This window comes from Meiothermus sp. (genome assembly GCF_037443965.1).
Lineage (GTDB): Bacteria > Deinococcota > Deinococci > Deinococcales > Thermaceae > Meiothermus.
Genome location: NZ_JBBINI010000041.1, coordinates 1 through 24,350 on the forward strand (window position 1 = coordinate 1; position 24,350 = coordinate 24,350).

A 24,350-nucleotide genomic window follows, 5' to 3' on the forward strand; every position below is an offset into this window, starting at 1 on the left:
TCGATGCCTTGCGTGGGGAGCTTGAGCCGCTCAGTCTGAAGAATGGCTTGGCCCAGGGCATTGCTCGCCGCCTGGGCATCTTCGGTCAGGGTGGCTACTGCCGCCAGGCAGTAGCGGCTCTGATACTCGATCACATTGCAAAGCCTGCTTTACCCCACCTGGTAAAGTCCAAACCCATGATCCAGTAACAGCAAGGTGCGGGCTCGTTTATACTTTCGCTCTCCGCACACCATCTTCTTGACCATCTGTTCCAGATTCGTACGCTCCTCAGCACTCAGATTTACAACTGCAGTCATGGCTCGGCTCATGTAACTATTATGGGTGAATACAACTTACCAGACCACTCAGCCAGCCCTCAGCTTGTCAACAGGACAGCCTCAGTCCTGGGCGCTAGGCTTTGCCCGAGGAGGGAGGCCATGCGAATACGGGGAAAAGAACTCATAGGACGGAAAGTACTCCTGGAGCCCGACAAGGAAGAGCTGGGCGAGGTATACGATCTCTTGGTGGACTATGAGCACCACGTGTTGCTGGGGCTTTTGCTTAGCCCAGTATGGTCGCCAAAAGCCCCAGTGGTGCCTTTCCAGATGGTACATGGTCTGTCGGGTGACACCATCAGTGTCTGGGATATGCGCCCCTCACCCCACCTAAGCCAGCGCATGGCCGAGTTGCTGGCCCGGCCCAAAGTGCTGGGGTCACTTTTGACACTGCCCGAAGGGGTGCCGCTAGGGGTTCTGGCGGGGGTGACACTGGAAACCAGCACGGGCACGATTGTGGGCTATGTGGTGGGCAGCGAAGACCCCAAACAAGACCTTTTTCTGACGGTTTCACCCAATCGGTTGTACAGTCTGCTAGACGACCAGTTCCGCTATACCCGGAGCATCAAACCGGCTTTTCCAGCAGCCTTGTTCAATCAAGGAGGCTAGCCATGCCCTGGAGCCCGTGGCTGGAGATTATCGCGGCCCTGTTGCTGTTTGGGCTGATCGTGGTGGGTTTGGGCGGATTGGCTGGGTTTATACACATCTCCAAACATTCCGAATCCGAAGAGGAGGCAGTTGAACTAGAAAGACCCGAGCGGGAACCCCAGACCTATCGGTTCAAAGAGTTTGAGAGGTTGCCATGAGGATCATCCGACGTATCCTGGTTCCAACCGATTGCTCGGCGCATACCCAGATGGTGCTCGAGGTCGTGCGTCAGCGCTATCCCCAGGCTGATATCCGACTGCTGCATGTGGGGCAGGCTGGGCAGGTATTCAGTCTGCTGATGCCCTCCTCCTTGGGAGGAGCTAATCTGTACTATCTGCCACAAATAGCCCAGGAAGTAGAGGCCGAGGAACGAGCCAAGCTCCGGCGGCTGGCCGACAGGCTGGGGGTTCGGGCAGAGCTACGGCAAGGAGACGTGGTGGAGGGCATTATCCAAGCAGCGCAAGACTGGATGGCAGACCTAATTGTACTGCACCGCCTGGAGCGTAAAAACTGGTGGGGTTGGTTATCGTCCTCGGTGAGCCGGGAGGTGTTGCGCCGCGCACCTGCCGATGTCATGGTGGTACATCTGCCAAAAAGGGTGGTGGATACCCATGTGGGCTGGGCCGATCCAGAAACCACCGCTCTGCTTTCCCGTGTCGGCTAGGGATTGGAGGGGATCTCCACCGGAGGTAGTGGATGTACGAGCATATCTTGATCCTAATCGATACCAGCATCCACAGCCGCACAGCGGTGGTGCGGGGGGTGGAGCTGGCCCAAGCCTTTGGCAGCCGGCTGCATCTGGCCTTTGTGCTAAACGACGCTCGACGTTATCTGGAAACCTATCAAGGCGATGAGCTGGACACCATCGAGGATCGGGAGAGCCTGGCAGCTCACCTAGGCTGGGAAATCCTCGAGGAGGCCCTGGCAGCGGCCTCGCTGGCCAGGGTGCAGGCCAATGCCCGGCTGGTCTATGGCGACCCGCTCAAGGATATTGGAGCCTCGGGGCAGCCCTACGACCTGATCTTGATAGCCAAACCCAAACATCCCGAGCTAGCCCTCCACCTGCTGGAGAAGTTCCAGGTGCCCGTCATCTTGGTATGTGCCGAGCGATCTACGTCGGCGGTACATCGGCAAAACGAACCCATATCATCTACCCGACTGATCTCTTGAAAGGAAGCCTATGAAAATTGCCATACTGTGCCATGCCAGCGCTGGAGGTTCTGGGGTGGTGGCAACCGAGCTGGCTCTGGCCCTGGCCGAGCTGGGTCATACCGTTCATGTGATAGCAGCGGAGCGGCCTTTTCGCCTTACCGAGGAACGGCTTGCCAATCGGACGCAGGCCGATTGGCGCGATCTGGGAACTGAGCCTAGGCCACAAAGTGCGCTGGCCCGCTTGATTCAACAAGGCAACCAGAGTGTGCTCAACTGGATCAGCAAGATTACCAAGCGCTCGGTGGGGCCAGCGGCCAAGCTGCATTTTCACGAGTTTTTGAGCGCGGATTATCCCTTATTCAAAGACTCGATGGTAACCCTGACGGCGGCCAACTCGCTGGCTAAAGTCATTCAGGAACACGGGATCGAGATCGTACATGCCCACTATGCCATCCCCCACGCGACCAGCGCCATTCTGGCGCGGGATATGGGTTTGCCCATCAAGGTGGTAACCACCCTACACGGCACCGATGTCACACTAATGGGTTTGGAGCCCGCGTTTGCCCACACTACCAAGCATGCCATCTTGCAGTCCGACGCGGTGACGGCGGTTTCCCACTCCCTTGCCCAGGAAGCCCAGCGCAGCTTTGGAGTAGATCGCCCAATTGAGGTAGTTTACAACTGGGTAGACTCGGAGCGTTTCAAGCCCAATACCGACGCGGCCTACCGGGCGCGGTTCGCCCAGCCGGACGAGGCGATTTTGGTACATGTTTCCAACTTCCGTGAAGTCAAGCGCCCTGAGGATGTGATCCGTATTTTTGCCGGCATTGCCGAAGTACGTCCGGCCCGGCTGCTGATGATTGGCGATGGCCCCAAGCGTGGCGAGTGCGTGGAGTTGGTGCACCAGCTCGAGCTGACTGGGCGGGTGCAGTTTATCGAATCCACGCCCCAGATCGAGAAATTCCTCTCAGTGGCCGATTTGTTCTTGTTGCCCTCGGAGCAGGAGTCGTTTGGTTTGGTGGCCCTGGAAGCCATGTCCTGTGGGGTGCCGGTGGTGGCCTCCAACGCGGGCGGCATCCCGGAGGTGGTGTTGGACGGAATCACCGGTTTCCTGCGACCAATTGGCGATGTGCAGGGGATGACCTGGGCTGCGTTGCAAATCCTGGAAGATGTGGCCCTTCACCGCGAGATGCGCCAAGCTGCCAGAGCCCGTGCCATCACCGACTTCCAACCCGAAAGCGTGTTGCCGCGTTATCTGGAAATCTACCAGTCGGTGCTGGAGGGTCGTTCGGTGGTGGCAACTTGAGGGTCATTCGGGGTTCTGGAACGAAATTGAACGTCACCCTGGGATGGAACTGCAGAGGATGAAGGGTGCTCTCTGGAATACTTTGGCTCCTGGGGGGCTCGCAGAGGTTGCTTCCCTCGAAGGATGGAATCTGAGGTTGTAATAGTGTAGTCATCACGGAAAGAGCAGTAGTTTGGAGTTCCAGCGTCGATCGTGCGTAAACCAAAGCTCAGCAACGGAGGCTATAGTAGGGCCAGAATGTCTATTCGGCTTCGGCTGGCGCTATGGTATGGCACTTTATGTACGGTGTTGATTGCGCTGGTATCGCTGTTGGGTTTTTCGGCCTACACCCGGGGGCAGTACCAGACCCTCGACCAGGTACTGGTGCTTTCGGCCAACCATGTGGCGGTGGGTTGGCAGGAGTCGGGCACCTCGTATGTGCTCGAGGCGGACATCTCCGAGATTCAGGTGGCTTTTCGCCTATACGACAACACAGGGCAGTTCAAGCGGGGCTCGCGTTTGGAGCCTCCCCTCGAACTCATCAAGCCACAGAGGGTACTCGAGCAGGATGTCTCGGTGTATGCCGATCCGATAGCCCGATTGCTGCGTTTGCCCTGGACGCGCAGCGAAGGGGCTTTTCTGCTCCAGCAAGGCCAGGATGGGCAGCGCTGGCGGGTCTATGTGACCCCTCTGGTCAAGGGGCAGGAGACGCTGGGCTACCTCGAGGCGCTCACCCCGCTGGGTCTCTTGGATACCTCAGTCCGGTGGCTGGCAACCTTGTTGTTTGCCGTAGGGTTGATCTCGATTCTGGCGGTGTTTGGACTGGGTTTGATGCTGGCGGGGGGGGCCTTGCAGCCGATTGCCCGGCTGGTCGAGACCGTGCAGCAAATTGCCCATTCCGCCGACCTCACGATGCGGGTACAGCCCATAGCGGCCCACGATGAACTGGGGCGGCTATCGGTGACGTTCAATGAGATGCTGGAAAACCTAGCCAAGGCCGCTGAAGTTCAGAAGCGTTTCGTGGCCGATGCCTCCCACGAATTGCGGGCTCCTTTGGCGGCGATTCAGGGCAACCTCGAGCTGCTGAGGCGCTACCCCGAGATGCCCGCAGCCGATCGCCAGGTAGCTCTTAGTGAGGCTGAGCGCGAGGCCTTGCGGCTTTCTCGATTGGTAGCCGACTTGCTGGTGCTGGCTAAGGGCGATGCCGGGATGCCCCTGCGCCAGACCCGTTTTCGGCTGGACGAGGTGGTACAGGAGGCGATCCGCGATGCAGCCCACCTGACCGAAGGGCAACACCTAGAAGCCCATCTTCAACCCCTATGGGTGCTGGGTGATCGGGACTATCTCGAACAACTGGTGGTGATCTTGCTCGATAATGCGCTCAAATACACCCCAGCCACCGGCTTGGTGCAAGTAGAGCTGAAGCCCGAGGGTGACCACCTCCACCTTCGGGTTCAGGATACCGGCATCGGAATTGCCCCTGAAGATCTGCCCTATGTGTTCGACCGCTTCTATCGTGCCGACAAGGCCCGTAGGCGCGATCCTGGCGGTAGTGGGTTGGGTTTGGCCATTGCCCGCTGGATTGCGGAGCGCCACCAGGGTTCCATCCAGATCGCCAGCCAACCGGGGCAAGGCACTACCGTCTCAGTGGTCTTGCCTGCTAGGCCGGTGCCTTGAGGCAAGCTTGTGTTTGCCCCTTGGACACGTCACAATCAGGGGGTGAATGCGGCTGAAATTCTCAGGCAGGCAGCGCAGGAGCGGGGCTTTCTGACCGCCTGGGCTGGCCTGGATCTGCCGCAGGAAACCCAGCAACGCTACCGCGACTGGTTGGCCTGGGGTAAGCAAGCCGAGATGGCCTACCTGTCCCAGAACCTGGAAACCCGGCTCAACCCATCCCAGCGCTTCGGGTGGGCCCGAAGCGTGCTGATACTGGCTGCCCCCCATGCCTACCCGCCGCCCCCAAAGCCCCCCGGTGGCCTTCGCCTGGGGCGGGTGGCCCGCTACGCCTGGGTGCGCGATTACCACCGCCTGATACAGCCGCATTTGGAGGCCCTCGAGCACCTAGCACAGCGCCTGGGCCTGCAAGCCAAGGGCTACGTGGACACCGGCCCGCTGTCCGAGCGTTCCTATGCCGCGCTGGGCGGCCTGGGCTGGATTGGCCGCAACGCCATGCTGATGCGGATGCGGGAGGGCACCTACCTTACGCTGGCGGTGCTCCTCACCTCGCTCGAGCCCCCCCCGTCAGAGCCCTACCCCAACCGCTGTGGACGGTGCACCCGTTGCGTGGCCCACTGCCCCACCCAGGCGCTGTTGGGCGATGGAACCCTGGACTCGAGGCGCTGCATCAGCTACTGGACCATCGAGCACCGCGGCCCGATTCCGGGCGAGCTTTGGGCGGGCATTGGCGACTGGCTGTTTGGGTGTGATATCTGCCAGGAGGTGTGTCCCTGGAACCGCAAGGCCAGGTCTTTCTGGCGGGATTTTGTCCCCGAAGCCGAGCTGGCCTACCCCAACCTGGAAGACTTTTTCTATCTATCCTCCAAGGCCTTCGAACGCAAATATGCTGGAACCGTTTTCCTGCGCCCAGGCCGTACCCGCATGGCCCGCAACGCGCTGGTGGTGCTGGCCAACCTGGGTAACCCGGACTACCTGCCCCTGGTGCGCCGGGGCGCCCAGGACGTGAATCCGGTGGTACGGGCCACAGCCGCCCAGGCCCTGGCCCGTCTGGGCGACTTCGATGCCATCGAGCCGCTGCGCCGCGACCCGGAGCCGCAGGTGGCCGAGTTGGCGTTGGGGTTGCTGGAAGGGCAGCATAGAGATGGATGAATCCGCTTTAGCGCTGGTTTGGTTAGGTGCTGGTCTACAATACAAAACATGCCATTTGCCACGCATGAAGCATATCTCGAGTCGGTATCGCCACAGGCTCGGCAGAGGCTCGAGGCCATCCGGGCCCAGGTCGAGGCATTGTTACCGAGTGCAACTCGCTGCATCGGCTACAGCATGCCCGCTTATAGAGACGGTCGAATTTTTTTCTACTTTGCATCGTTCAAAAACCATATCGGCATCTACCCACCTCTCACCGAGGATGCAGCCCTTGTTCAGGAACTGGAGCCCTACCGGGGTCCGAAGGGCAATCTATCGTTTCCGTACAACGAGCCCCTACCCCTAGATCTCATCGGTCGGGTCGCGGTTGCGCTCCATCGCCAGTACGCCAGTGCCAACAACCCACCCAACAAAAAACAGTAGCCATGCTAGATATCTGCCATGAGCTGGGTATCGGCCAAGCTAGCGCAGCCGCCCCCGTGGGGTGGGGTGGGTGAGGTTGGCTAGGTACCGGGCCAGCTCGAGGGGTGAGTCGAACTCCAAGCGCTCGGACTGGTCTACTTTTTCCAGCGTGGCGTGCCAAGGCTGGCCCTGGGCCTCGGGGTAGACCCAGAGCCGGTACTCCCGGAGCAGTTGGGGGATGTTGGGCCGGGTTGTGTTCATGGTCTAAATCTTCCTTGGCGCTGGGTTCAACGCACCCATACATCAGCTTCTGGTGGGAATCCGGGCCCAGTGAAGGGTGGTGGTGCGGGCCGGGTCGTCGGGTAGGTAGGCCACTGGAACCCGCTGCCCCACCACTTGCGGGTCTGGCGGGCGATCTGGGACTCCCAGCGGAACTCGGGGTCTTGGGTGAGCCTTTGGAACTCCTCGGGGCTGACCAGACTAGCCCCCGCTGGAACAGGCCCGCCAAAGGCATTGTCGGACGTGAAGATCCCACCACCCCCTCCGCTGGAACACGCGGCCAGCAGGACAGCCAAACCCACTAGAAATACCTTGATTATCGCTCGGGCCATGAAGTATCCGCCCTTTACCCGGTGTTTTGGATTCACCGTGGCCCCAGGGTAGACGAGGGGGCGTTGCGGGAGCGTTGCGGGAAGAAAGGGAGCTGGGTAGGGGTTTTTTAAGCGATCAAGTCGCGGTTTTTGTGGAGGAAGGCCTGCTTTAGCTCGAGGTAGCCCTCGAGCGTTGCGGCCAGCGCTCGCACCTTTTGTATTGTTTCGTGCTGTAGCTTTTTGGCCTTCCTGGTTTGGCCGGAAGCCTGGTAGGCCCGCAGCAGGGCCTGGCGGAGCTCGAGCCCTTCCAGCGGAGGGGCTTTGCCCGACGCCAGGAGGGTCTGGGCTTCCTCGAGCAAGGCGGCCAGGGCCTGGCCGAGCTGCCGGGTGGCCTCGAGGCGCACCGCCAGGTTAAGGGTGTGCAAAGCACCGCTGGGGTAGCGGGTCTGGGCCAGGGCCAGGGCTTTTTCGGGCTGGTGCTGTGCATTGGCCACCAGGCCCAGGTAGCAGCAGACCGTGGCCTGGGCTTCCGGCAGGTGGTGGGGCTGGGTGTGCAGGGGCTCGAGCAGCGCTTGGGCGGCGGGCAGGTTCTCTTCCAACAGGTGCAGCAGGGCCTTGGTGCAGTCCAGGTGCGGCGAGTCGGGCTGGAGTTGCTCGAGGGCCGCGCAAACCTCCCAGGCCTGGGGCAGGGCTCCCAGATACCCCAGCCAAGTGGCCTGAAGGGCCCGCAAGCTCACCTGCTGGTCGCGCTCGCCCAGGGTGTCGGCCATCTGGATGGCCGCATCCAGGGCTTGCAGGGCGGTGCCCAGTTGGCCGGAGAGATACTCCACCTCGGCCAGCCGGCGCTTGAGGGTGCTTTGGGTGCGGGGGTGGGCTTCCTTGAAGCGGGTCTCGGCCTCCAGCAGGCGGGCACGGGCCTCGCCCAGGTCGCCAGTTTCGAGCTGGACGCGCAGCAGGTTGGTCAGGAAGGCAAAGGCCAGGGTCTGGTCGTGCACCCGGTAGGCGACCTCGAGGGCCTGCCCCAGGCACTGCTGGGCCAGGGCGGTTTGGTTGTTGGCTAGCTCGAGCCGGGCCAGCGCATTGAGGGCCAGGGCGTGGTCGCGCTGCCAGGGCTGGGTGAGGCGCAGGGCCTGCTCCACGCTTTGTCGGGCCTGGTGGGTGTGCCCCAGTTGCAGCAGGGGATAGGCCAGGTCTATGCACAGGGTGGGAACCTGCTCGGGCGCGTGCTGCTGGGCGGCGGCCAGGCCCTGCTCGAGCCGCTCGATGGCCTCTTGGGGCTGGCCCAGGCGAAAAAGCGAAGAACCCAGTAGCCGCAAAGCCTGCACCTGGGTGGGGCCTGGGGGCGCTTTCTGCGAGGCTAGAAGGGTTTTTTCGCGAACCAGCTCGTAGCGCCCCAGGTGAAACAGTAGCCGGGCCCAGGCCACGTCCAGCTCGGCCTGTTCGCTGCTCGAGCGGGCTTTGCCCTCCAGCAGCTCGAGCGCCTGTTGGGCGCGGGCATAGTCCAGTTGGCTTTGGTACAGGTCGGCCCGGGCCAGGTGCACCGGGAAGGCCTCCGGCAGCTCGAGCCCCAGTTCCAGCGCCCTTTGATACTGCGCCAGGGCCTCGGAATGGGCCGAGACCTGCGCGGCGGCCTCGGCGGCCCGGATGCGCCAGCGAATGGCTTCCTGGGGCTGCCCGGCCTGCTCGAGGTGCTCGGCGATGGCGGCGGCAGGGCCGCTCAGGCTTTGCAGGCTGGCTGCCAGCTTGCGGTGCAGCAGGCGTCTGCGTTCGGCGGAAAGGGTCTCTCGCAGCGACTCGGTAAATAGGTCGTGGGTGAACCTGTAGCCTTGGGGGGTGGGTTCCAGGATGCCCGCCTCCAGGGCCTGCTCGAGGGCGTCCAGGGCCTCCCACTCGCTCAGCGCGGTGGCCCCGCCCAGGGTGGCCAGGCTAAACCCGTCGGCGGTAAGGCTGGCGGCTTCCAGCAGCCTTTTGGCCCCCTGGCCCAGGTTATCCACCCGGCGCAGCACGGCCTCGCGCACGCTTTGGGGGATGGGTAGCTCGCGGTAGTCGCTGGTCTCCTCGTCGAAGGGCGTCTCCCAGCCGCCCTCGGGGTTCACCCACAGCAGCCCCGCCTCGAAGAGGGTTTTGAGGGTTTCCAGCACAAAAAAAGGGTTGCCGGTGGTGGCCCGGTGCAGCCTTCGCGTAAAGAGCTGCCCCTCGGGCGAGCCCGACAGGCGGCGCACCAGCTCGAGCAGCTCCGGCTCGGTCAGTGGGCCCAGCTCGAGCTCCAGTCCGGGGTGGGCGTGGGTGAAGCGCTGCAGTAGGCGCTGGGCTTCGGGCCGGAGTTCGCCCTTGCGGTAGGCCATGGCCAGCCGCTGGCCCAGGCCCTGCGCGCGCAGGTGCTCGAGGGCAAACAAGAGCATCTCCAGGCTTTGCAGGTCGAAAAACTGCAGATCGTCGCAAAGCAAAACCACCTCACCCCGGACGGTGCTTTCCATGAAGGCCGCAAAGGCTTCGTACAGCCGCAGCCGCTCGTCCTGGGCCCGTAGAAGGCCTGGAGGGGTGTCCTGAAGCTCCGGCACCAGGCGGGCCAGCTCGCGCCGCACCCAGGGGGCCAGCTCCAGGCCTGGCAGGGTGGCCAATTGTTCCCGCAGGGCGCGGCTCAGGGTGGCGTAAGGCAGGCTGGCATCGGCGGAGCGGCCCCCGTAGGTCAGGGGTTGGCCCCTGGGCAGTGCAAACTCCTGCAGCAAGCGGGTTTTGCCTACCCCCGCCGGGCCCGAGAGCAGTACCCACTGCCCCAGCTCCCAGGCGGCTTCCATCTGCAACCGCACCTGCTCACGGCCTACCAGGGGTGCCTGCAGGGGGAGCCCAGGCCCTGCGGTCTGGGTGGCGATGGGCTTGGGGCTGGCGTTGTATGCGCTCCTGATCTGCTCGGCCAGGTGTAGGGTTTCGGGTAAGGGCTCGAGGCCCAGCTCTCGCTTTAGAATGCCCCGGAAACGCTCAAAGCGCTCCAGCGCAGCCTCGCGCTCACCCAGCAGATAATGCAGGCGCATCACCTCGCGCTGGTGCCGCTCTTGCAGGTCGTCCTGGGCCAGCAGTTGCAGGTGGATTTCCAGCGCGGCCCGCAAGTCGCCGCGGGTCTCGAGGTTCTCGGCCTGGTAGAGCAGGGTCTGCTGCCACAGGCGATGCAAGGCCGCCCGCTGCTGCTCCAACCACTCGGCAAACCCTGTGGCCCCCGGCAGCTCGAGCCCCTCGAGCAGGCTGCCCCGATACACCTCCAGAGCAGCTTCAACCCTGCCTTGCTCGAGCAGCCCCCTAAACTGCGCCACGTCGGTCTGGTGTGTGTCCAAGTGCAGGGTTATTTCTCCTATATGCAAGCAGCCCCTAAGGGGGGTTTCGCGCAGACGGTGCAGCTCTCGCCGTAGGTTGCGCCGAGCGCTTTCTTCGTCGTTCTCACTCCAGAACAGGCTAGCCAGCTTGGTGCGGGTGGTGGCATCCTCTAAGGCCAGATAGGCCACTAGTCCCGACAGCTTTTTGGTGGGCAAGGCGACGGGTTTACCATCCAACCACATCCTCGGCGGACCCAGCAACTGCAAAAAGAGTCCGGATGGTCGGGGAGAAGGGTTCGGCATGGTTCGTCAAGTTACAAGGGATCGGAAGGGCTCGAGCTCGAACTGGTTTCTGAAAAATAACCTAACTTATCAATAGTGGTAAATGTACGTCATGGACTGCATTTTCTGGTCTCAAAGCAGAAGAGTTGGGTTCGTCGGTGAGTTCGCTACCAGGAGTTGGCAACGACTAGAGCACCGTTTTGTCATTGGAACATGGATTCTCCTTGGTTGCCATGGAGAAACTCATTTGTGGAACCGCCCCTGCCGCACCACTTCCGCCAACACCTCGGGTAATTCCCAGGCGGCCAGGTCAAACGTAACCTGGCCATAGTCGTAGGGCAGCTTGAGAAAACGGTGGTGGATTTCGCCGTGGATGTCGTCTTCCAGGATCAACACATCGGCCCCCGGCTCGCCCCCCAGGCTTAGCCCGACCGAGCCGGGGTCGTAGACCACCCCTTTGTGTACCACCCGGCGAAAGGGGATGTGTTTGCCTGCTACCACCGCATAGCGCGAGCGGATGCTCTCCAACATTTTCAAAATTTCCGCCGGGTGCGCATCGTTGAGGTCCACTTTGTGCTCTGGGTCTTCCGGCGAGCCATGAAAAACCATCAAGCGCCCCTCAGGTGTTTCGTAGCGGTGGCGGGAACGTAGGTTGCGCAAAAAGTGCATTTCACGGGTGCTCAGTTGCTCCCGTGTCCAGACGATGGTGGTCTCGGCAATGCCCTCGCGGGCCGGGGAGGGAAGGGCATACGCCACCCGTAGGTCGGCGGCTCCGGGTACACAGGGGATGCCTTCTTTGTCCAGCTTGCGAATCACTTGGCGTGGGTGAGGGCCATATCCCACCAGATCCCCCACCGCCAGCACCTGATCAATGCCCTCTTTGCGCAGCGCCTCCAAAACTGCTTCCAGCGCCGGCAGGTTGGCGTGAATTTCTGCGATGATCCCTAGCCGCATGGCTGTTCCATTCTGCCATGAATGTCTAAAACCTACTGACTCATTTGGCCCTCACCCTTGAAGACGGTGTTGCTAGCTCGATAATTCAGACGTTTCTAAACCCCACATTATATGCTTTATCAGTGCAGCTTTGGATTCCACTTCTTCTAGGTATTGCCTTGGCACTCTGTCTGCCGCCAACGCCACTGGGTTTTCTGGCTCCACTACCTTTGATCTGGCTCCTGACCAGGGGGGGCTTTGGTTTTGGTCTGCTGGCCGGAATTGGCTTCTGGGCGGTGCACCTGATCTGGCTGCCGCTCAGCTTTGTGGTGCTATTTGAAACGCTCTGGGGGGCGGTGCCCTACCTGCCGCTGGTTCTGATCAAGGCGGCCATCTGGGGGGCGGTATTTGGCCTGACCCGAGGTAGGCCGCTTGCCAGGGCCGGGTTGTGGGTGGTGCAAGAATACCTCACCTCCTTGTGGGAAATAGCTTTCCCGTGGGGCTTTTTAGGCTATGCCCTGGTGGATGCGCCGGGGCGGGTGCTCTCGAGTGTGGGTGGGGTGTATCTGCTCTCGCTACTGGTGCTGGTTGTAGCCCTCAGTCTGCACTATGGCTGGCAACGCCTGCGATCAGAAGGGGTAATTTTTTCGGCTCCGGCGCTGGGGCTAGCCGGGATTGGGCTGTTCTGGGTGGGGCTGTGGTTGATGCCGCTGCCGGCTGTAGAGGGCAGTGAGAAAGCCCTGCTGGTGCAGGGAAACATCAATCCGCTGCGCAAGCTCGAGGGCATCTCCGCCGAGCAGACCTATTTCGAAATAACCCGCCAGGGTTTGCAAGCCCACCCCGAGACCCAGGTGGTACTGTGGCCCGAGACGGCCGTGGCGGGCTTCTCGCCCGAATTGGTAACCCTGTTGGGCCACCGCGAACTCATCAGTGGACTGGAAACGGGTACAACCAACCGGGCAGTGCGTCTGTTCAGCGGGCAAATTACCCACTTCTACGACAAGAATCGGCTGGTGCCATTTGGCGAAAATTTCCCCTGGAGCACAGCCTTAAGTTCCGTATACACTTTTTTCTTTCGAGCCTTGGGCTTTGAAGGGGGGCTGGGTAGCCGCACCCCCGGTAGGGGCTATCCTCCCCTGGATAAATATGGAGCCTTCATCTGTTACGAATCGGTGTTTCCTTCTGTTGCCAGAGCGTTGGTGCTGGGTGGGGCGGAGGTTTTGCAACTGGGCTCCAACGATGCCTGGTATGGCCCTAGCTTTGGAGGTTTGCAGCATTTTCAGATGGGCCGCTTGCGTGCGGTTGAAACCGGGCGCTGGCTGCTGCGAGCTGGCAACGATGGTGTAACGGCTATCATAGACCCTTACGGTCGGGTCACGGCTCGGATTCCCCAGCGCCAACCCGGCTTTCTGGCCGGGCAGTTTGCCCTGTTGCAGAGCCAAACCCTCTATGTGCGCTGGGGAGACTGGGCCGTGGTGTTGGCGGGGGCTTTAGGGGTGCTTGGCTTGCGAATCCGTGCAAAAGGCACTATAGTTTAGTCTTGCTGGCAAATATGCCAGAACTTTTGGACTGCGTGCCGGGATGGCGGAATTGGTAGACGCACCCGACTCAAAATCGGACGGTTAACAGCCGTGTGGGTTCGAGTCCCATTCCCGGCACCAACCAGCACCGCCAGTAGTGGAGGCCTGTAGTGGAAATTCTACAAAACATCCTGATCTTTCTTTATATCGCGGTGGCCGGGTTTCTGGTCTACCTGGTGCTCTCGCAAGAACCCAAACAGGGCGCAGGCGATATGTTCGGGGGTTCTACCGACCTTTTTAGTACCAGAGGCGTGACGGGGGGCCTCTACCGAATCACCGTGGTGCTCGGGGTGATCTTCGTGGTATTGGCTTTTTCGTTCCGGTTTTTTAACCGATAAACCGTTGGTTAAAATCCTCACCCAGCAATGCCCTTCGTCTGTCCGGAAGGGTATTTTGCTGTGAGAGCAGTGCAATGATGGTGTAAGCCCATCCACCGTTTGGTGGATGTAATCCAAGTGCAAATTCCCCTAGCGGCCCTTGACAGTCGCAGTAAGGCTATATAGCTTTGTACCAAGTCCACCTCGTTGTTGTTTTTCCCCTGAAGCAGCGAGGGTGGTGAACGGTAAAGAACCAGGAGGCTAGAAATGAAGAAACTGTTGGTCTTAGGAATGCTCGCCCTAGCCGGGTTGGCCCTGGCCCAGCCCAAGGTGTTCAAGGGCACCGAGCCGGGTCGTGCAGGCGGGGCGTACCGGATTACCTCTATCTCCGACCCGCGTACCTGGAACCCTTTTGTGGCCCGCGAAACCTCCTCCACCGATATCATCGGCCTGTTCCTGCCTACCCTTACCGGCTACAGCCCCTACACCCAGGCCCCTGAGGGCAACCTGGCCAGGTCGTGGGAAGTACGTAACAACGGCCTGACCGTAATTTTCCGTTTGCGTGAAGGGGCACGTTGGTCGGATGGGCAGGCTATTGATGCCGACGATGTGGTCTTTAGCGCCACTGTACATGCCGACCAGCGGGTCAACTCCAACGCGCGCACCAGCTTCATCCTCGACGGGCAGCCCATCCGCTGGACCAAAGTAGACCAGTTCACCGTGCGAGCCGACTTCCCCAAGCCCTACGCACCCGCGCTAATCCAGGGCTGGTATATCGTGCCCGAGCACATCTTTGGCCCAGCCTACCGTGCGGGGGTGCAGCAGCTTCAGGCCCTGTGGAACCTGGACACCCCACCGGCCCAGGTGGTTTCGGGGGGCCCCTTCAAGCTCGATAGCTACGTAAAGGGCGAGCGGGTGGTGCTGGTGCGCAACCCCAACTACTGGGGGGTGGATGAGCGCAACAACCCGGTGGCCTACCTCGAGCGCTACACCGTGCAGGTTGTGCCCGATCTCAACGCCCAGCTTGCGCGCTTCCTGGCGGGTGAGGCCGACACCTTCTCCGCCGCCAACGCCGACCAGGTGGCCCAGGTGCTGGAGCGCATCCGGGGCAACCGTCTGCGGGCCGAGATCTTCCCCAACGTGGACGTAACCCTGGGCACCAACTTCATCGTCTTCAACTGGAACCACAAAGACCCCTTTAAGGAAAACCTCTTCCGCCAGGTGAAGTTCCGCCGGGCCATGGCCCACCTGATGGACAAGAAGTCCATGATCGAGGTGGCCCTGGGCGGTCTGGGGCAGCCCCAGTGGAGCCCCATCTCCATCCCCAACAAGGCCTTCTTCACCGACGATGTGGCTAAGTTCGAGTTCAGCCCGCAAAGAGCCACCCAACTCCTGGCCGAGCTGGGCTTCCGCAGCAAGAACCGCGATGGCTGGCTGGTAAACGCCCAGGGCAAGGTGCTGGAGTTCAACCTGGTCACCAACCAGGGCAACAACGTGCGCGAGCGTATTGCCCAGATCTTCCGCGACGAGGCCCGCAAGATTGGGGTCAAGGTGGAGTACCGGCCCATTGACTTCAACGAACTGGTGCGCCAGCTCACCAGCCCGGCCGCCGACGGCACCCGCGACTTCGATGCCATCCTGATTGGCCTGACCGGTGGTATCGAGCCAGCCTTCAGCCGCAACGTCTGGGAGCTTAACGGCTCGCTGCACGCCTGGAACCTGGGCGTAGGCGGCAAGAACCCGGCCAAAGTGGAGGCCTTCGAGGTGCTGATTGACACCCTTATGAAGCGGGGTGCAACCACCCTCGACCAGGCCCAGCGCCGCCAGATCTACGTGCAGTTCCAGAAGGTGGTGGCCGAGAACCTGCCCCTCATCTACACCGTGGCTCCGGCCTATAACCCGGCCCGTCTGACCCGCCTGGGTGGTATGTTCCCCAAAGAGCAGATCAACTCCATCACCGGGCAAGCGCCTTACATCGAGACCGTTTTTGCTAAGGAGTAAAGGCCTTCTGGGGCAAGGGGTGGCCTGCCACCCCTTGCCTTCATACTGAGGTTCTATGTTCGCTTACGTTGTACGAAGGCTGCTCCAGCTCGTGCCTACCTTCTTTGGGGCTACCTTGCTGGCTTTTTTGGTGATTCAGCTCGCGCCCGGCGATTTTGTCACGCGGCTCGAGCTCGACCCCACCCAGGACCGCGAGTCCATCGCCAACCTGCGCCAGCAACTCGGCCTCGACCAGCCCCTGCCGGTGCAGTATGCCAAGTGGCTCTCCGGCATCCTGCAAGGCTATCTGGGGCTGTCCCTTTCCTACAAGACCGACGTCTGGAACGTGATTGGGCAGCGCATCCTAAACTCCATGGTGCTGGTGGTGCTGGCCACCCTGATGATCTATCTGATTGCCATTCCCATCGGGGTGTACTCGGCCATCCGCAAGTACACCTGGCCCGACCGCACTTTCACGGTGCTGGCTTTTTTGGGTCTGGCCATCCCCAACTTTTTCTTTGGGCTGATCATGCTTTTTTTGGCGGTCTGGCTCTCCGACCTAACCGATAGGCGCCTTTTGCCAATCGGCGGTATGACCGATGAGTTTCTTCACCTGGGGAACATGACCCGTGCAGCCCAGATACTTTTTCCGCCCGCCTTGCTGGGCACCCTCATCTTTGCGGGGCTGTTCTGGGTGCGAACCCAACGCAAGCAAGCCCCTACCTTTGGCATCTGGACTGGGCTGGTGCTGTTTGGTATGAGCGCTTTGTTGATGCTCTGGCCGCTTTTGCAGGGGCCGGGCTTACCCGAACGGCTGCCCTACAGTGATTCGCCCCTCTGGGCTAGGGCCACCAACGTACTCTGGCATGCCTTCCCGGTGGTGATTGTGGTGGGTACTTCGGGTCTGGCTGGGCTGATGCGGGTGATGCGGGGCCAGATGCTGGATGTGCTCTCGCAGGACTACATCCGCACCGCCCGCGCCAAAGGCTTGAACGAGCGGGTGGTGATTTACAAGCACGCCCTGCGCAATGCGGTGATCCCCTTTATCGCTGGCATTGGGGGGCTCCTGCCGGGCCTGATTGGCGGGGCCGGACTGGTGGAAGTGACCATGGCCTGGCCCGGTATCACCCCGGCGCTGCTCGAGGCCATCTCGGCGATTGATATTTATGTGATTATGGGCCTCATCACCATTACCACCGTTTTGTTGATGATTGGCAACGTGGTCTCGGATCTGCTGCTGGCCATGGTGGATCCGCGTATCCGCTACAGCTAGGGGGGATGGGTATGCTACGAAGAGCACAAATGAATACCACCCCACAGGCCAACCGCAGTTTTTTTCAGCAAGCCTGGATTCGCTTCAAGCGGCATCCCCTGGCCCGGCTGGGCGCCGCGGTGCTGCTGGTGTTTTATCTAGGCGCCCTGTTTGCCGATTTCCTGGCGCCATATCCAGAAGAGAAAAGCTTCCGCGATTTTTCTTTTGCCTCGCCCACCCAAATTTTCTGGCGTGACGAGCAGGGGCGTCTGACCCGGCCTTATGTGTGTGCTTCCGAGCGGCGCCGGAACCTCGAGACCTTCAAGGTCGAGGTCATCACCGACTGTGAGAAAGGTCGCTATCCCATCTACTTTTTTGTAAAGGGAGAGCCTTACCGCTTCCTGGGGCTCATCCCTACCGACCTGCGCCTGATGGGCGGGCCGTGGCTGCTAGAAGACCAGGCCAAGCTGTTCCTGTGGGGCACCGACGACTTTGGCCGGGACATCTGGGGCCGTATCTGGTTTGGCGGGCGTATCAGCCTGACCATTGGCATCTTTGCGGTAGCCCTGGCCCTCATTATCGGTATCTTCATGGGCAGTATCTCCGGCTACTATGCCGGTCGTCCGGTTACGTTTAGTATCGGGATACTCAACCCAAGGTTCTGGGCTTTTATCCGGGGCAGCCCCTGGTATACCCACCTGACGGCGGCTTTGGGGCTGGTGCTCATCGCTGGCCTGCTGCTGGGAATTGGGTATGGCTACCAGAACTACATCCGACCCGACCTTCAGCGTGTGAGTACCCTGGCTTTGGGTGCGCTGGGCCTGGTGGTGGGCGTCGCGTTGTTGGTAGGAATTCTGTACGCCTTGGTCTGGAAAAGTCACCTGGCTAGGGCTTTGCTCTGGCTTTCGGCCTGGGTGGGCATCGCCTGGCTCCTCTGGATTACGGTCTGGGGTTTCTGGCAGAGCAGCCGGGGCCTCGAGGCCATCATAGCGGCCCTGATTGGTGCGGTGTTGCTCGGGGCAATCGGCTACATTCTGCTCTGGCCCCGCATCGAGCTCGACCTGGATACCATCATCATGCGCACCGTCGAGGTGCTGGCGGCCATCCCCGACCTCTTCTTGCTGATTATCCTCTCGGTGCTGATTCCCATGGAAGTGCCGCCGGCGGTGCGCTTCGTGCTGGTGGTGACGATTCTCTCCTTTGTGAACTGGGGCGGGCTGGCCCGCATCATCCGCAGTCAGGTGTTGCAACTGCGCGAGATGGAGTTTGCCCAGGCTGCGCAGGCCCTGGGCGCTGGCGATGCCCGCATCATCATCCGACACGTGCTGCCGGGAACCTACACCTATCTGATTGTGGCGGTTACCCTGGCCATTCCTGGGTTCATCCTGGGCGAGTCGGGCCTCTCCTTCCTGGGGCTGGGCATTCAGGAGCCCGCTACCTCCTGGGGTCTCATGCTCTCCAAGGCCCAGGCCACCGGCATCACGGCCTTTAGCGAGCGGCCCTGGCTTCTGATTCCCGGCGTCTTTATCCTGCTGGCGGTGCTGGCCTACAACTTCATGGGAGATGGATTGCGCGATGCCCTCGACCCCCGCACCAAGGTGTAAGGGCGTGGCTCTTGGTGACCAAGAACCCAATAGCGATATAATGTCGCAATCTGCTTTTGCAGTGCTTAGGAGTTGGAATGGACGAAAAACGGCTGGTGGATGTCACAGACCTCAAGGTTCACTTTTTCACCGACGATGGCGTGGTCAAGGCTGTAGACGGTGTATCTTTCCACATTGAAAAAGGGGAGACCCTGGCCGTGGTGGGCGAGTCGGGCTCCGGCAAGTCGGTCACGAGCCTGGCCATGATGCGCCTGATTCCCAACCCGCCGGGCAAAATTGTGGGCGGCCAGATGCTTTTCCGGGGCAAGGATGGTAAGGTGCGCGACCTGGCCAAAGAAGACGAGGCCACCATGCGCAAGATCCGGGGTAACGATATCGCCATGATCTTCCAAGAGCCCATGACCAGCCTCAACCCGGTCTATACTGTGGGCGACCAGATCTCCGAGGCTATCGTGCTGCACCAGGGCAAGAGCAAGAAAGAAGCCCTCGATCAAGCTGCCGATATGCTCGACCTGGTGGGCATCCCCGAACCCAAAAAGCGCCTGGCCAACTACCCCCACCAGATGTCGGGGGGGATGCGCCAGCGGGTGATGATCGCCATGGCGCTGTCCTGCAACCCCTCGCTTCTCATCGCTGACGAGCCCACCACAGCCCTGGACGTGACCATCCAGGCCCAGATTCTGGAACTCATGAACAAGCTCCGCGAAGAGATCGGCATGAGCATCCTGTTTATTACCCACAACCTGGGCGTGGTGGCCGAGATGGCCGACCGGGTGGTGGTGATGTACGCGGGCCGGGCGGTGGAGGAGGCCGATGTGGTGCCCACCTTCAAGAAGCCCCTGCACCCCTACACCATGGGCCTCTTGAACTCGGTGCCCCGGCTCGACCTGGCCGCCACACACCAGCAGCGCCTCGAGGCCATTCCCGGCAACGTACCCAACCCGCTCAACCTGCCCCAGGGCTGTGCCTTCCACCCGCGCTGCAAGTTCTTCAAGCCGGGGTTGTGCGACACCGATATTCCCGTGCTACAGGACGCCGGGGAGGGGCACATGGTGCGCTGCGTGCGCTGGGCCGAGATTCAAAAAGGTGAGGCGGTGGGAGCATGAGCGCAGCAACCCCTGGTACAACAACAGCCAACCTGGTAGAGGTGACCAACCTCAGGAAGTGGTTCCCTATTCGCGGGGGCATTCTTTCTCGAGTGGTTGCAAACGTAAAAGCGGTTAACGATGTGAGCTTTGTGGTGAAGAAGGGTGAGGTATTGGGTCTAGTGGGTGAGTCCGGCTCGGGCAAAACCACCGTAGGCCGTACCATCCTGCGCCTGATTGAACCCACCGACGGCACCATCAATTTCGAGGGTGCCGACATCACCCACATTCCCAAAAACCAACTGCGAACCTACCGGCGCAAGATGCAGATTATCTTCCAGGACCCCTTTGCCTCGCTCAACCCGCGCATGACCGTGGGTGACATCATTGCCGAGCCGCTGGTCATCCACAACCTGGAAGGTTCGGCCCAGGCCCGCAACGACCGCGTAGCTGAACTGTTGCAACTGGTGGGCCTCAACCCCGACCACGTGCGGCGCTACCCCCACGAGTTCTCCGGCGGGCAGCGCCAGCGCATCGGTATCGCCCGCGCCTTGGCAGTACGCCCCGAATTTATCGTGGCCGATGAGCCGGTCTCGGCACTGGATGTCTCGATTCAGGCCCAGGTGGTCAATCTGCTGCAAGACCTCAAAGAGCGCCTGGGCCTGACCATTTTGTTTATTGCCCACGACCTGGCGGTGGTGGAGTACATCTCCGACCGGGTGGCGGTGATGTACCTGGGCAAGATTATGGAGCTGGCCCCTTCCCGCGACCTCTACCTCAAGCCGCGCCACCCCTACACCGAGGCTTTGCTCTCGGCCATCCCTACCCCCGACCCCACCATCAAGCGGGAGCGCATCGTGTTGCAGGGCGATATCCCCAGCCCCATCAACCCCCCTTCGGGCTGCGTCTTCCGCACCCGCTGCCGCTACGCCATTGCCGAGTGCGCCAATACCGTGCCCGAACTCAAGGAAGTCGCACCTGGGCACTTCAAAGCCTGCATCCGCGACGATATCCCTGGCTTAAACTAGTTCCGGCTTATCGCGGTTCCCTCTATTTTTGCCGCTCGTCCTAGCGGGAAAAAACGAGTTCAGCACAGCTTTTTAGCTATTGAGGATTGCTGAGTTCCTTCCGAGAACCGCTCTATACGAAAAGCGCCTCCTATGGGCGCTTTTTGCTTGGCCAAATCAGCAAACCGGCCCAAGCATCTCCGGGATGTACACCAACACAGAACCATGCAGTCGAGGCCGAGAGCGATTCCCACGAATATGCATATAGCGTTTTGCCATGCACTGTAATTGTGGCAAATGCCAGCGTAGTGTGTGCAGCAGGCAACTTCAAAGTTTGATAAGCACCCTCTCACCCGGTGCAGCAAGCAAGGTGATTTACTAGGCCCATGCGAAAGCAATTTTTGTTATGGATGGTAGTGCTATTGGGTGCAGTTCAGGCTCAGGAATCGGTTGTATATCGTGGTTTTGCTGAACTAAGACAACCACAGACGCTACCACAAAATGAGTGGACTTGGGAGCCAGGCGAGGCTTTGTTTCAGAGTTTGGTGCCCGGAACCTTGCGTTTGATTGGGGTGACCGAACAATTGCGCCGTGTGCAGGTGGCAGCCCAGCAGAACCCTTTGACGGCCTATGTGGGCAAGGAATTGCAGTTTTACTGGGAAGGCCAGTGGCGCAGGGCAACCCTGGTGAGTGCCGAGCGGAATCTATACCTGTACGAGGGCCGCTATCTGGTGGGGCTGCCCGGAACGGTGGCCTATCCCGACCCCAGCGGATTCAACGCGGCACCTGGTCCCAAGGTTATTTTCCGCTACCAGGGTGCAGGGGCCGGTACGCTGGCTTATCTGACTCGAGCCCTGACCTGGAGCCTGCGCTACACGCTGGAGGATGGCGAACTCACGGGCTGGGCCACCCTGACCAACGGGCTGGGCCGCCCCTTGCAGTTGGGCCGAACCGAACTGGTGGCCGGGAGCGTGCCCTTGCTGGAGGGGGGGTTCAACGTACCGGCTCCCCGCCCTGAAACCCGGATGTTGCAAGCAGCGCCTGCTACAGATGTATCTGAAGCGGAATTCGCGGGGGAGGCAGCGGGCACCTACCGCTACCGCTTGCCGGGGGAGGTGACCCTCGAGCCGGGCCTTACCGAGCTTCCCTTTATCCGAACCAGAGTGCAGCCCATCTATCTCTGGCGTTTACAGATGGGCTTCAGCACCGAGCGCGAACTCGCTTTTGTGCGCGGTTTCCGCTTTGCTGCTCCAGAAAACCTAGCCGCCGGTGTTGTTAGCATCCGTGAGCAAGGCGTCTTTGTAGGGCAAGCCGGCACCGGCGATACCGCCAAGGGGAACAACGTTTCTTTGATGCTGGGCCCCGATCCCGAGGGCCGGGCCACCCGCCAGGTTGAACAACAGGCCCGCAACCGTTTCCGCGTGACCACCAGTGTGCGCAATCCCAAGTCCTATCCGGTGGAAGTCGAAATCCAGGAGATGATGCCACAACCCTTCACACTGGAAGGGGAGGGCCTCGAGCGCATCCCCGAGGGCTACCGTATCCGTTTTACCCTGGCCCCCAATCAGAACCGCTCGTATACCTATACCCTGACCTTGCCACAGCGCTGAGTAGAGAAGAACAGTGTCGCTTCTCGGCACATTTTTCTCTACTCGCAGCCTTCCACCAGCCTCCTGTGAGCTTCCCCCGCTGACCCGCTGGTCAGGTAAAGTATGGGGGTGACAACCGACCTGTTGTATCAACTCCGTTTCCTGTCCGATCTGACCGAAGGCCCTGGGGGCAAACCCCTTTTCGTTTACACCGATGTTGAGCGGCCCGAGAAAGAGCCACCCCGCTACCGTTCCCGCCTGGCCACATGGGACAAGGCGTTGCGCTTTCTAACCCAGAGCGATGCCAAAGCACCCTTCTGGCGCGGAGACTATATCTATTTCACCCGCAAGGCGGACAAGGTTCCACAACTTTTTCGTATGCCTCTGATGGGCGGCGAGGCAGAGCAGGTCACGTGGCTGAAGGCAGGGGTGGAAGGTTACAAGGTGAGCCCGGAGGGTAGCCGGATCGCCCTTTTGACCCGAGGGGACTACGAGACGCCTAAACCCGACGAACCCCGAATCTACGAGACTTGGCCAGTAAAGTTTGATGCCAGGGGTTTGCTGCCAGGGCGGCCCAGAGAACTCTGGCTGTGGGAAAACGGGGAAGCCAAGCCCCTGGTCAGGCTGGCCCAGGATGTCGAAGAGGTGGTATGGAACGCGGTGGGGAATGGGTTGTACTTCACTGCTGCAGGTTCTCCAGAGGAGCGCTGGGGCTGGATTCAACGGGCCTATCATGTGGGTTTGGATGGACGGATGGACGAGCTGTTTGGGGGGGGTGGGCCCATTGCTGGTCTGGAACCCACCCCAGACGGTGGCCTGGTTTATCTGGCCCATGCCTGGGAACGGGGGGGTGGTACGGAGTCCAAGCTCTATTACCGAGGGCTGGATGGAGATATTCGCTTGCTGGCCGAGGGTTCTTTCCTTAACACGGTCAACTCGGATATGCGCATCGGCAGCGGCACACAAACCCCCAAAGTGGGGCCTGATGGACGGGTCTATGTGGTGGTTACGCAGGAGGGTTCGGCCCGCCTGCTGGCGGTGACGCTCGAGGGGCAAGCGCAGTTTTTTAGTCCGGCAGCCTTTAACATCCTAGGCTTTGCCTTCTGTAACAACGACCTCTATACCCTCTCGGAAAACTATACCCATGGGGCTCGCCTGACCCGCCGAGGAGAGATGCTTTTCGACCCCAACGCCGATGTGCTGCCCGAACTGTCCACCCCGCAAGAAGTGCGCTATTCCGCACCCGAGGGGCATAGCGTGCAGGGCTGGGTGTTGTTGCCGGAAGGCGAGGGCCGCCATCCCGTGATTCTGTACATTCACGGTGGCCCCCACACCGCCTTCGGCAACGCCCTGATGCTTCAGTTGCAGTTCTTTCGGGCTGCGGGCTTTGCCGTAGCCTATTGCAATCCGAGGGGTTCGACGGGGTATGGGCAAGACTATGTGGAGTTGGGAAAGCACTGGGGAGATATAGACGAGAAAGATCTGCTGGGTTTTTTGGATCATGTGCTGATCCACTTCCCACTAGACCCCAGCCGGGTGGCCGTAGCGGGGGGTTCATACGGGGGTTTTATGACCAACTGGCTCACCGCCCGTCACCCCGAACGCTTCAAGGCTGCCGTTACCGACCGCAGCATTTGTAACTGGACGAGCTTTTATGGTGCCGCCGATATTGGGCCGCGATTTACCTACCTGCAGTTGGGGGCCAGGCCCTGGGAGAACCCCGAGGTGCTGTGGCAAAAAAGCCCGCTCTCGCTGGCCCATCGGGTACAAACTCCCACCCTGGTGGTGCACTCTGAGCAAGACCACCGCTGCCCCATAGACCAGGGCGAAACCTGGTACACCGTGCTTCTGCAAAAAGGCGTGCCCACCCGGTTCTTCAGGGTTCCCGAGGAGGGACACGAACTGAGCCGCTCGGGGCGGCCCGACCGCCGCATAGCCCGCTTGAATGCGTATCTGGAGTGGTTCAAGGCATATTTGTGAAGGGATGCCGAGAGGTAAGTTTCACGGAGCGAGCTTGCTCCCAAGCTCGACTTGGAGAATCTGACTTTGAAAACTAAGTATTTCCGTATAAGTAACCCAAGTTGTCACCTACAAAATACTGGCCAGCCGCCTGAAGTTGTGGGCAAAGATGAAGCCCCACACCTTGAGCACAAACCCTTCGAGGGTCGTGGCATGAATCCGCTTGAGGAATAGCTCCGA

21 protein-coding genes and 1 tRNA gene are annotated in these 24,350 nt (G+C 60.8%); 18 read left to right on the forward strand and 4 right to left on the reverse strand.

Annotation, left to right across the window (positions count from 1 at the left end):
• The first annotated feature begins 416 nt into the window (after positions 1-416).
• From WKI89_RS16080 to WKI89_RS16115, 8 genes are all read left to right on the forward strand, one after another.
• Positions 417-923, forward strand: coding sequence for a hypothetical protein (locus WKI89_RS16080; protein ID WP_337871336.1), 507 nt, complete (start codon positions 417-419; stop codon positions 921-923).
• Between the two features lie 2 nt (positions 924-925).
• Positions 926-1,120 carry a hypothetical protein gene (locus WKI89_RS16085; protein WP_337871337.1) on the forward strand — a complete coding sequence of 65 codons (195 nt, stop codon included), beginning with the start codon at positions 926-928 and terminating at the stop codon, positions 1,118-1,120.
• Positions 1,117-1,626, forward strand: a complete 510-nt coding sequence (locus WKI89_RS16090; RefSeq protein WP_337871340.1) for a universal stress protein — start codon at positions 1,117-1,119, stop codon at positions 1,624-1,626. The genes WKI89_RS16085 and WKI89_RS16090 overlap by 4 nt, the downstream gene beginning before the upstream one ends.
• 32 nt (positions 1,627-1,658) lie before the next feature.
• Positions 1,659-2,132 carry a universal stress protein gene (locus WKI89_RS16095; RefSeq protein ID WP_337871341.1) on the forward strand — a complete coding sequence of 158 codons (474 nt, stop codon included), beginning with the start codon at positions 1,659-1,661 and terminating at the stop codon, positions 2,130-2,132.
• 10 nt (positions 2,133-2,142) lie between these two features.
• On the forward strand, positions 2,143-3,420 hold the full coding sequence (gene bshA, locus WKI89_RS16100) for an N-acetyl-alpha-D-glucosaminyl L-malate synthase BshA (protein ID WP_337871343.1): 1,278 nt from the start codon (positions 2,143-2,145) through the stop codon (positions 3,418-3,420).
• Between the two features lie 237 nt (positions 3,421-3,657).
• Positions 3,658-5,076, forward strand: coding sequence for a HAMP domain-containing sensor histidine kinase (locus tag WKI89_RS16105; protein WP_337871346.1), 1,419 nt, complete (start codon positions 3,658-3,660; stop codon positions 5,074-5,076).
• A gap of 42 nt (positions 5,077-5,118) precedes the next feature.
• Positions 5,119-6,225 (forward strand): tRNA epoxyqueuosine(34) reductase QueG, encoded by a 1,107-nt coding sequence (gene queG, locus WKI89_RS16110; protein ID WP_337871347.1) that lies wholly within the window; start codon positions 5,119-5,121, stop codon positions 6,223-6,225.
• Between the two features lie 48 nt (positions 6,226-6,273).
• Positions 6,274-6,645, forward strand: coding sequence for a DUF1801 domain-containing protein (locus tag WKI89_RS16115; protein WP_337871350.1), 372 nt, complete (start codon positions 6,274-6,276; stop codon positions 6,643-6,645).
• A 39-nt stretch (positions 6,646-6,684) separates the two neighbouring features.
• Here WKI89_RS16115 and WKI89_RS16120 read toward each other — a convergent pair whose 3' ends face one another.
• The 4 genes from WKI89_RS16120 to WKI89_RS16135 form a co-directional block, all read right to left on the reverse strand.
• Positions 6,685-6,885, reverse strand: a complete 201-nt coding sequence (locus tag WKI89_RS16120) for a hypothetical protein (RefSeq protein WP_337871351.1) — start codon at positions 6,883-6,885, stop codon at positions 6,685-6,687.
• Between the two features lie 26 nt (positions 6,886-6,911).
• Positions 6,912-7,235 (reverse strand): hypothetical protein, encoded by a 324-nt coding sequence (locus WKI89_RS16125; RefSeq protein WP_337871352.1) that lies wholly within the window; start codon positions 7,233-7,235, stop codon positions 6,912-6,914.
• 107 nt (positions 7,236-7,342) lie between these two features.
• Entirely contained in the window at positions 7,343-10,738 is a 3,396-nt protein-coding gene (locus WKI89_RS16130) for an AAA family ATPase (RefSeq protein ID WP_337871354.1), read from the reverse strand.
• 309 nt (positions 10,739-11,047) lie between these two features.
• Positions 11,048-11,758, reverse strand: a complete 711-nt coding sequence (locus WKI89_RS16135; RefSeq protein WP_337871356.1) for a metallophosphoesterase family protein — start codon at positions 11,756-11,758, stop codon at positions 11,048-11,050.
• Between the two features lie 122 nt (positions 11,759-11,880).
• Here WKI89_RS16135 and lnt point away from each other — a divergent pair, with 122 nt between their 5' ends.
• From lnt to WKI89_RS16185, 10 genes are all read left to right on the forward strand, one after another.
• Positions 11,881-13,275 carry an apolipoprotein N-acyltransferase gene (gene lnt / locus WKI89_RS16140; protein WP_337871358.1) on the forward strand — a complete coding sequence of 465 codons (1,395 nt, stop codon included), beginning with the start codon at positions 11,881-11,883 and terminating at the stop codon, positions 13,273-13,275.
• 37 nt (positions 13,276-13,312) lie between these two features.
• A tRNA-Leu gene (locus tag WKI89_RS16145) sits at positions 13,313-13,398 on the forward strand.
• A 29-nt stretch (positions 13,399-13,427) separates the two neighbouring features.
• A complete protein-coding gene (gene secG / locus WKI89_RS16150; protein ID WP_337871360.1) occupies positions 13,428-13,655 on the forward strand; it encodes a preprotein translocase subunit SecG in 228 nt (75 codons plus the stop codon).
• 246 nt (positions 13,656-13,901) lie between these two features.
• A complete protein-coding gene (locus WKI89_RS16155) occupies positions 13,902-15,635 on the forward strand; it encodes an ABC transporter substrate-binding protein (RefSeq protein ID WP_337871363.1) in 1,734 nt (577 codons plus the stop codon).
• A gap of 55 nt (positions 15,636-15,690) precedes the next feature.
• Positions 15,691-16,887 carry an ABC transporter permease gene (locus WKI89_RS16160; RefSeq protein WP_337871365.1) on the forward strand — a complete coding sequence of 399 codons (1,197 nt, stop codon included), beginning with the start codon at positions 15,691-15,693 and terminating at the stop codon, positions 16,885-16,887.
• Positions 16,888-16,898: 11 nt separating this feature from the next.
• Positions 16,899-18,470, forward strand: a complete 1,572-nt coding sequence (locus WKI89_RS16165) for an ABC transporter permease (RefSeq protein WP_337871367.1) — start codon at positions 16,899-16,901, stop codon at positions 18,468-18,470.
• Positions 18,471-18,547: 77 nt separating this feature from the next.
• Positions 18,548-19,576 carry an ABC transporter ATP-binding protein gene (locus tag WKI89_RS16170; RefSeq protein ID WP_337871369.1) on the forward strand — a complete coding sequence of 343 codons (1,029 nt, stop codon included), beginning with the start codon at positions 18,548-18,550 and terminating at the stop codon, positions 19,574-19,576.
• Complete coding sequence (locus WKI89_RS16175; protein WP_337871370.1) at positions 19,573-20,583, forward strand: oligopeptide/dipeptide ABC transporter ATP-binding protein; 1,011 nt, start codon at positions 19,573-19,575, stop codon at positions 20,581-20,583. The genes WKI89_RS16170 and WKI89_RS16175 overlap by 4 nt, the downstream gene beginning before the upstream one ends.
• Positions 20,584-21,092: 509 nt before the next feature.
• Positions 21,093-22,172, forward strand: a complete 1,080-nt coding sequence (locus WKI89_RS16180; RefSeq protein WP_337871372.1) for a hypothetical protein — start codon at positions 21,093-21,095, stop codon at positions 22,170-22,172.
• Positions 22,173-22,280: 108 nt separating this feature from the next.
• Entirely contained in the window at positions 22,281-24,131 is a 1,851-nt protein-coding gene (locus WKI89_RS16185; protein WP_337871373.1) for a S9 family peptidase, read from the forward strand.
• Positions 24,132-24,350: the final 219 nt, after the last annotated feature.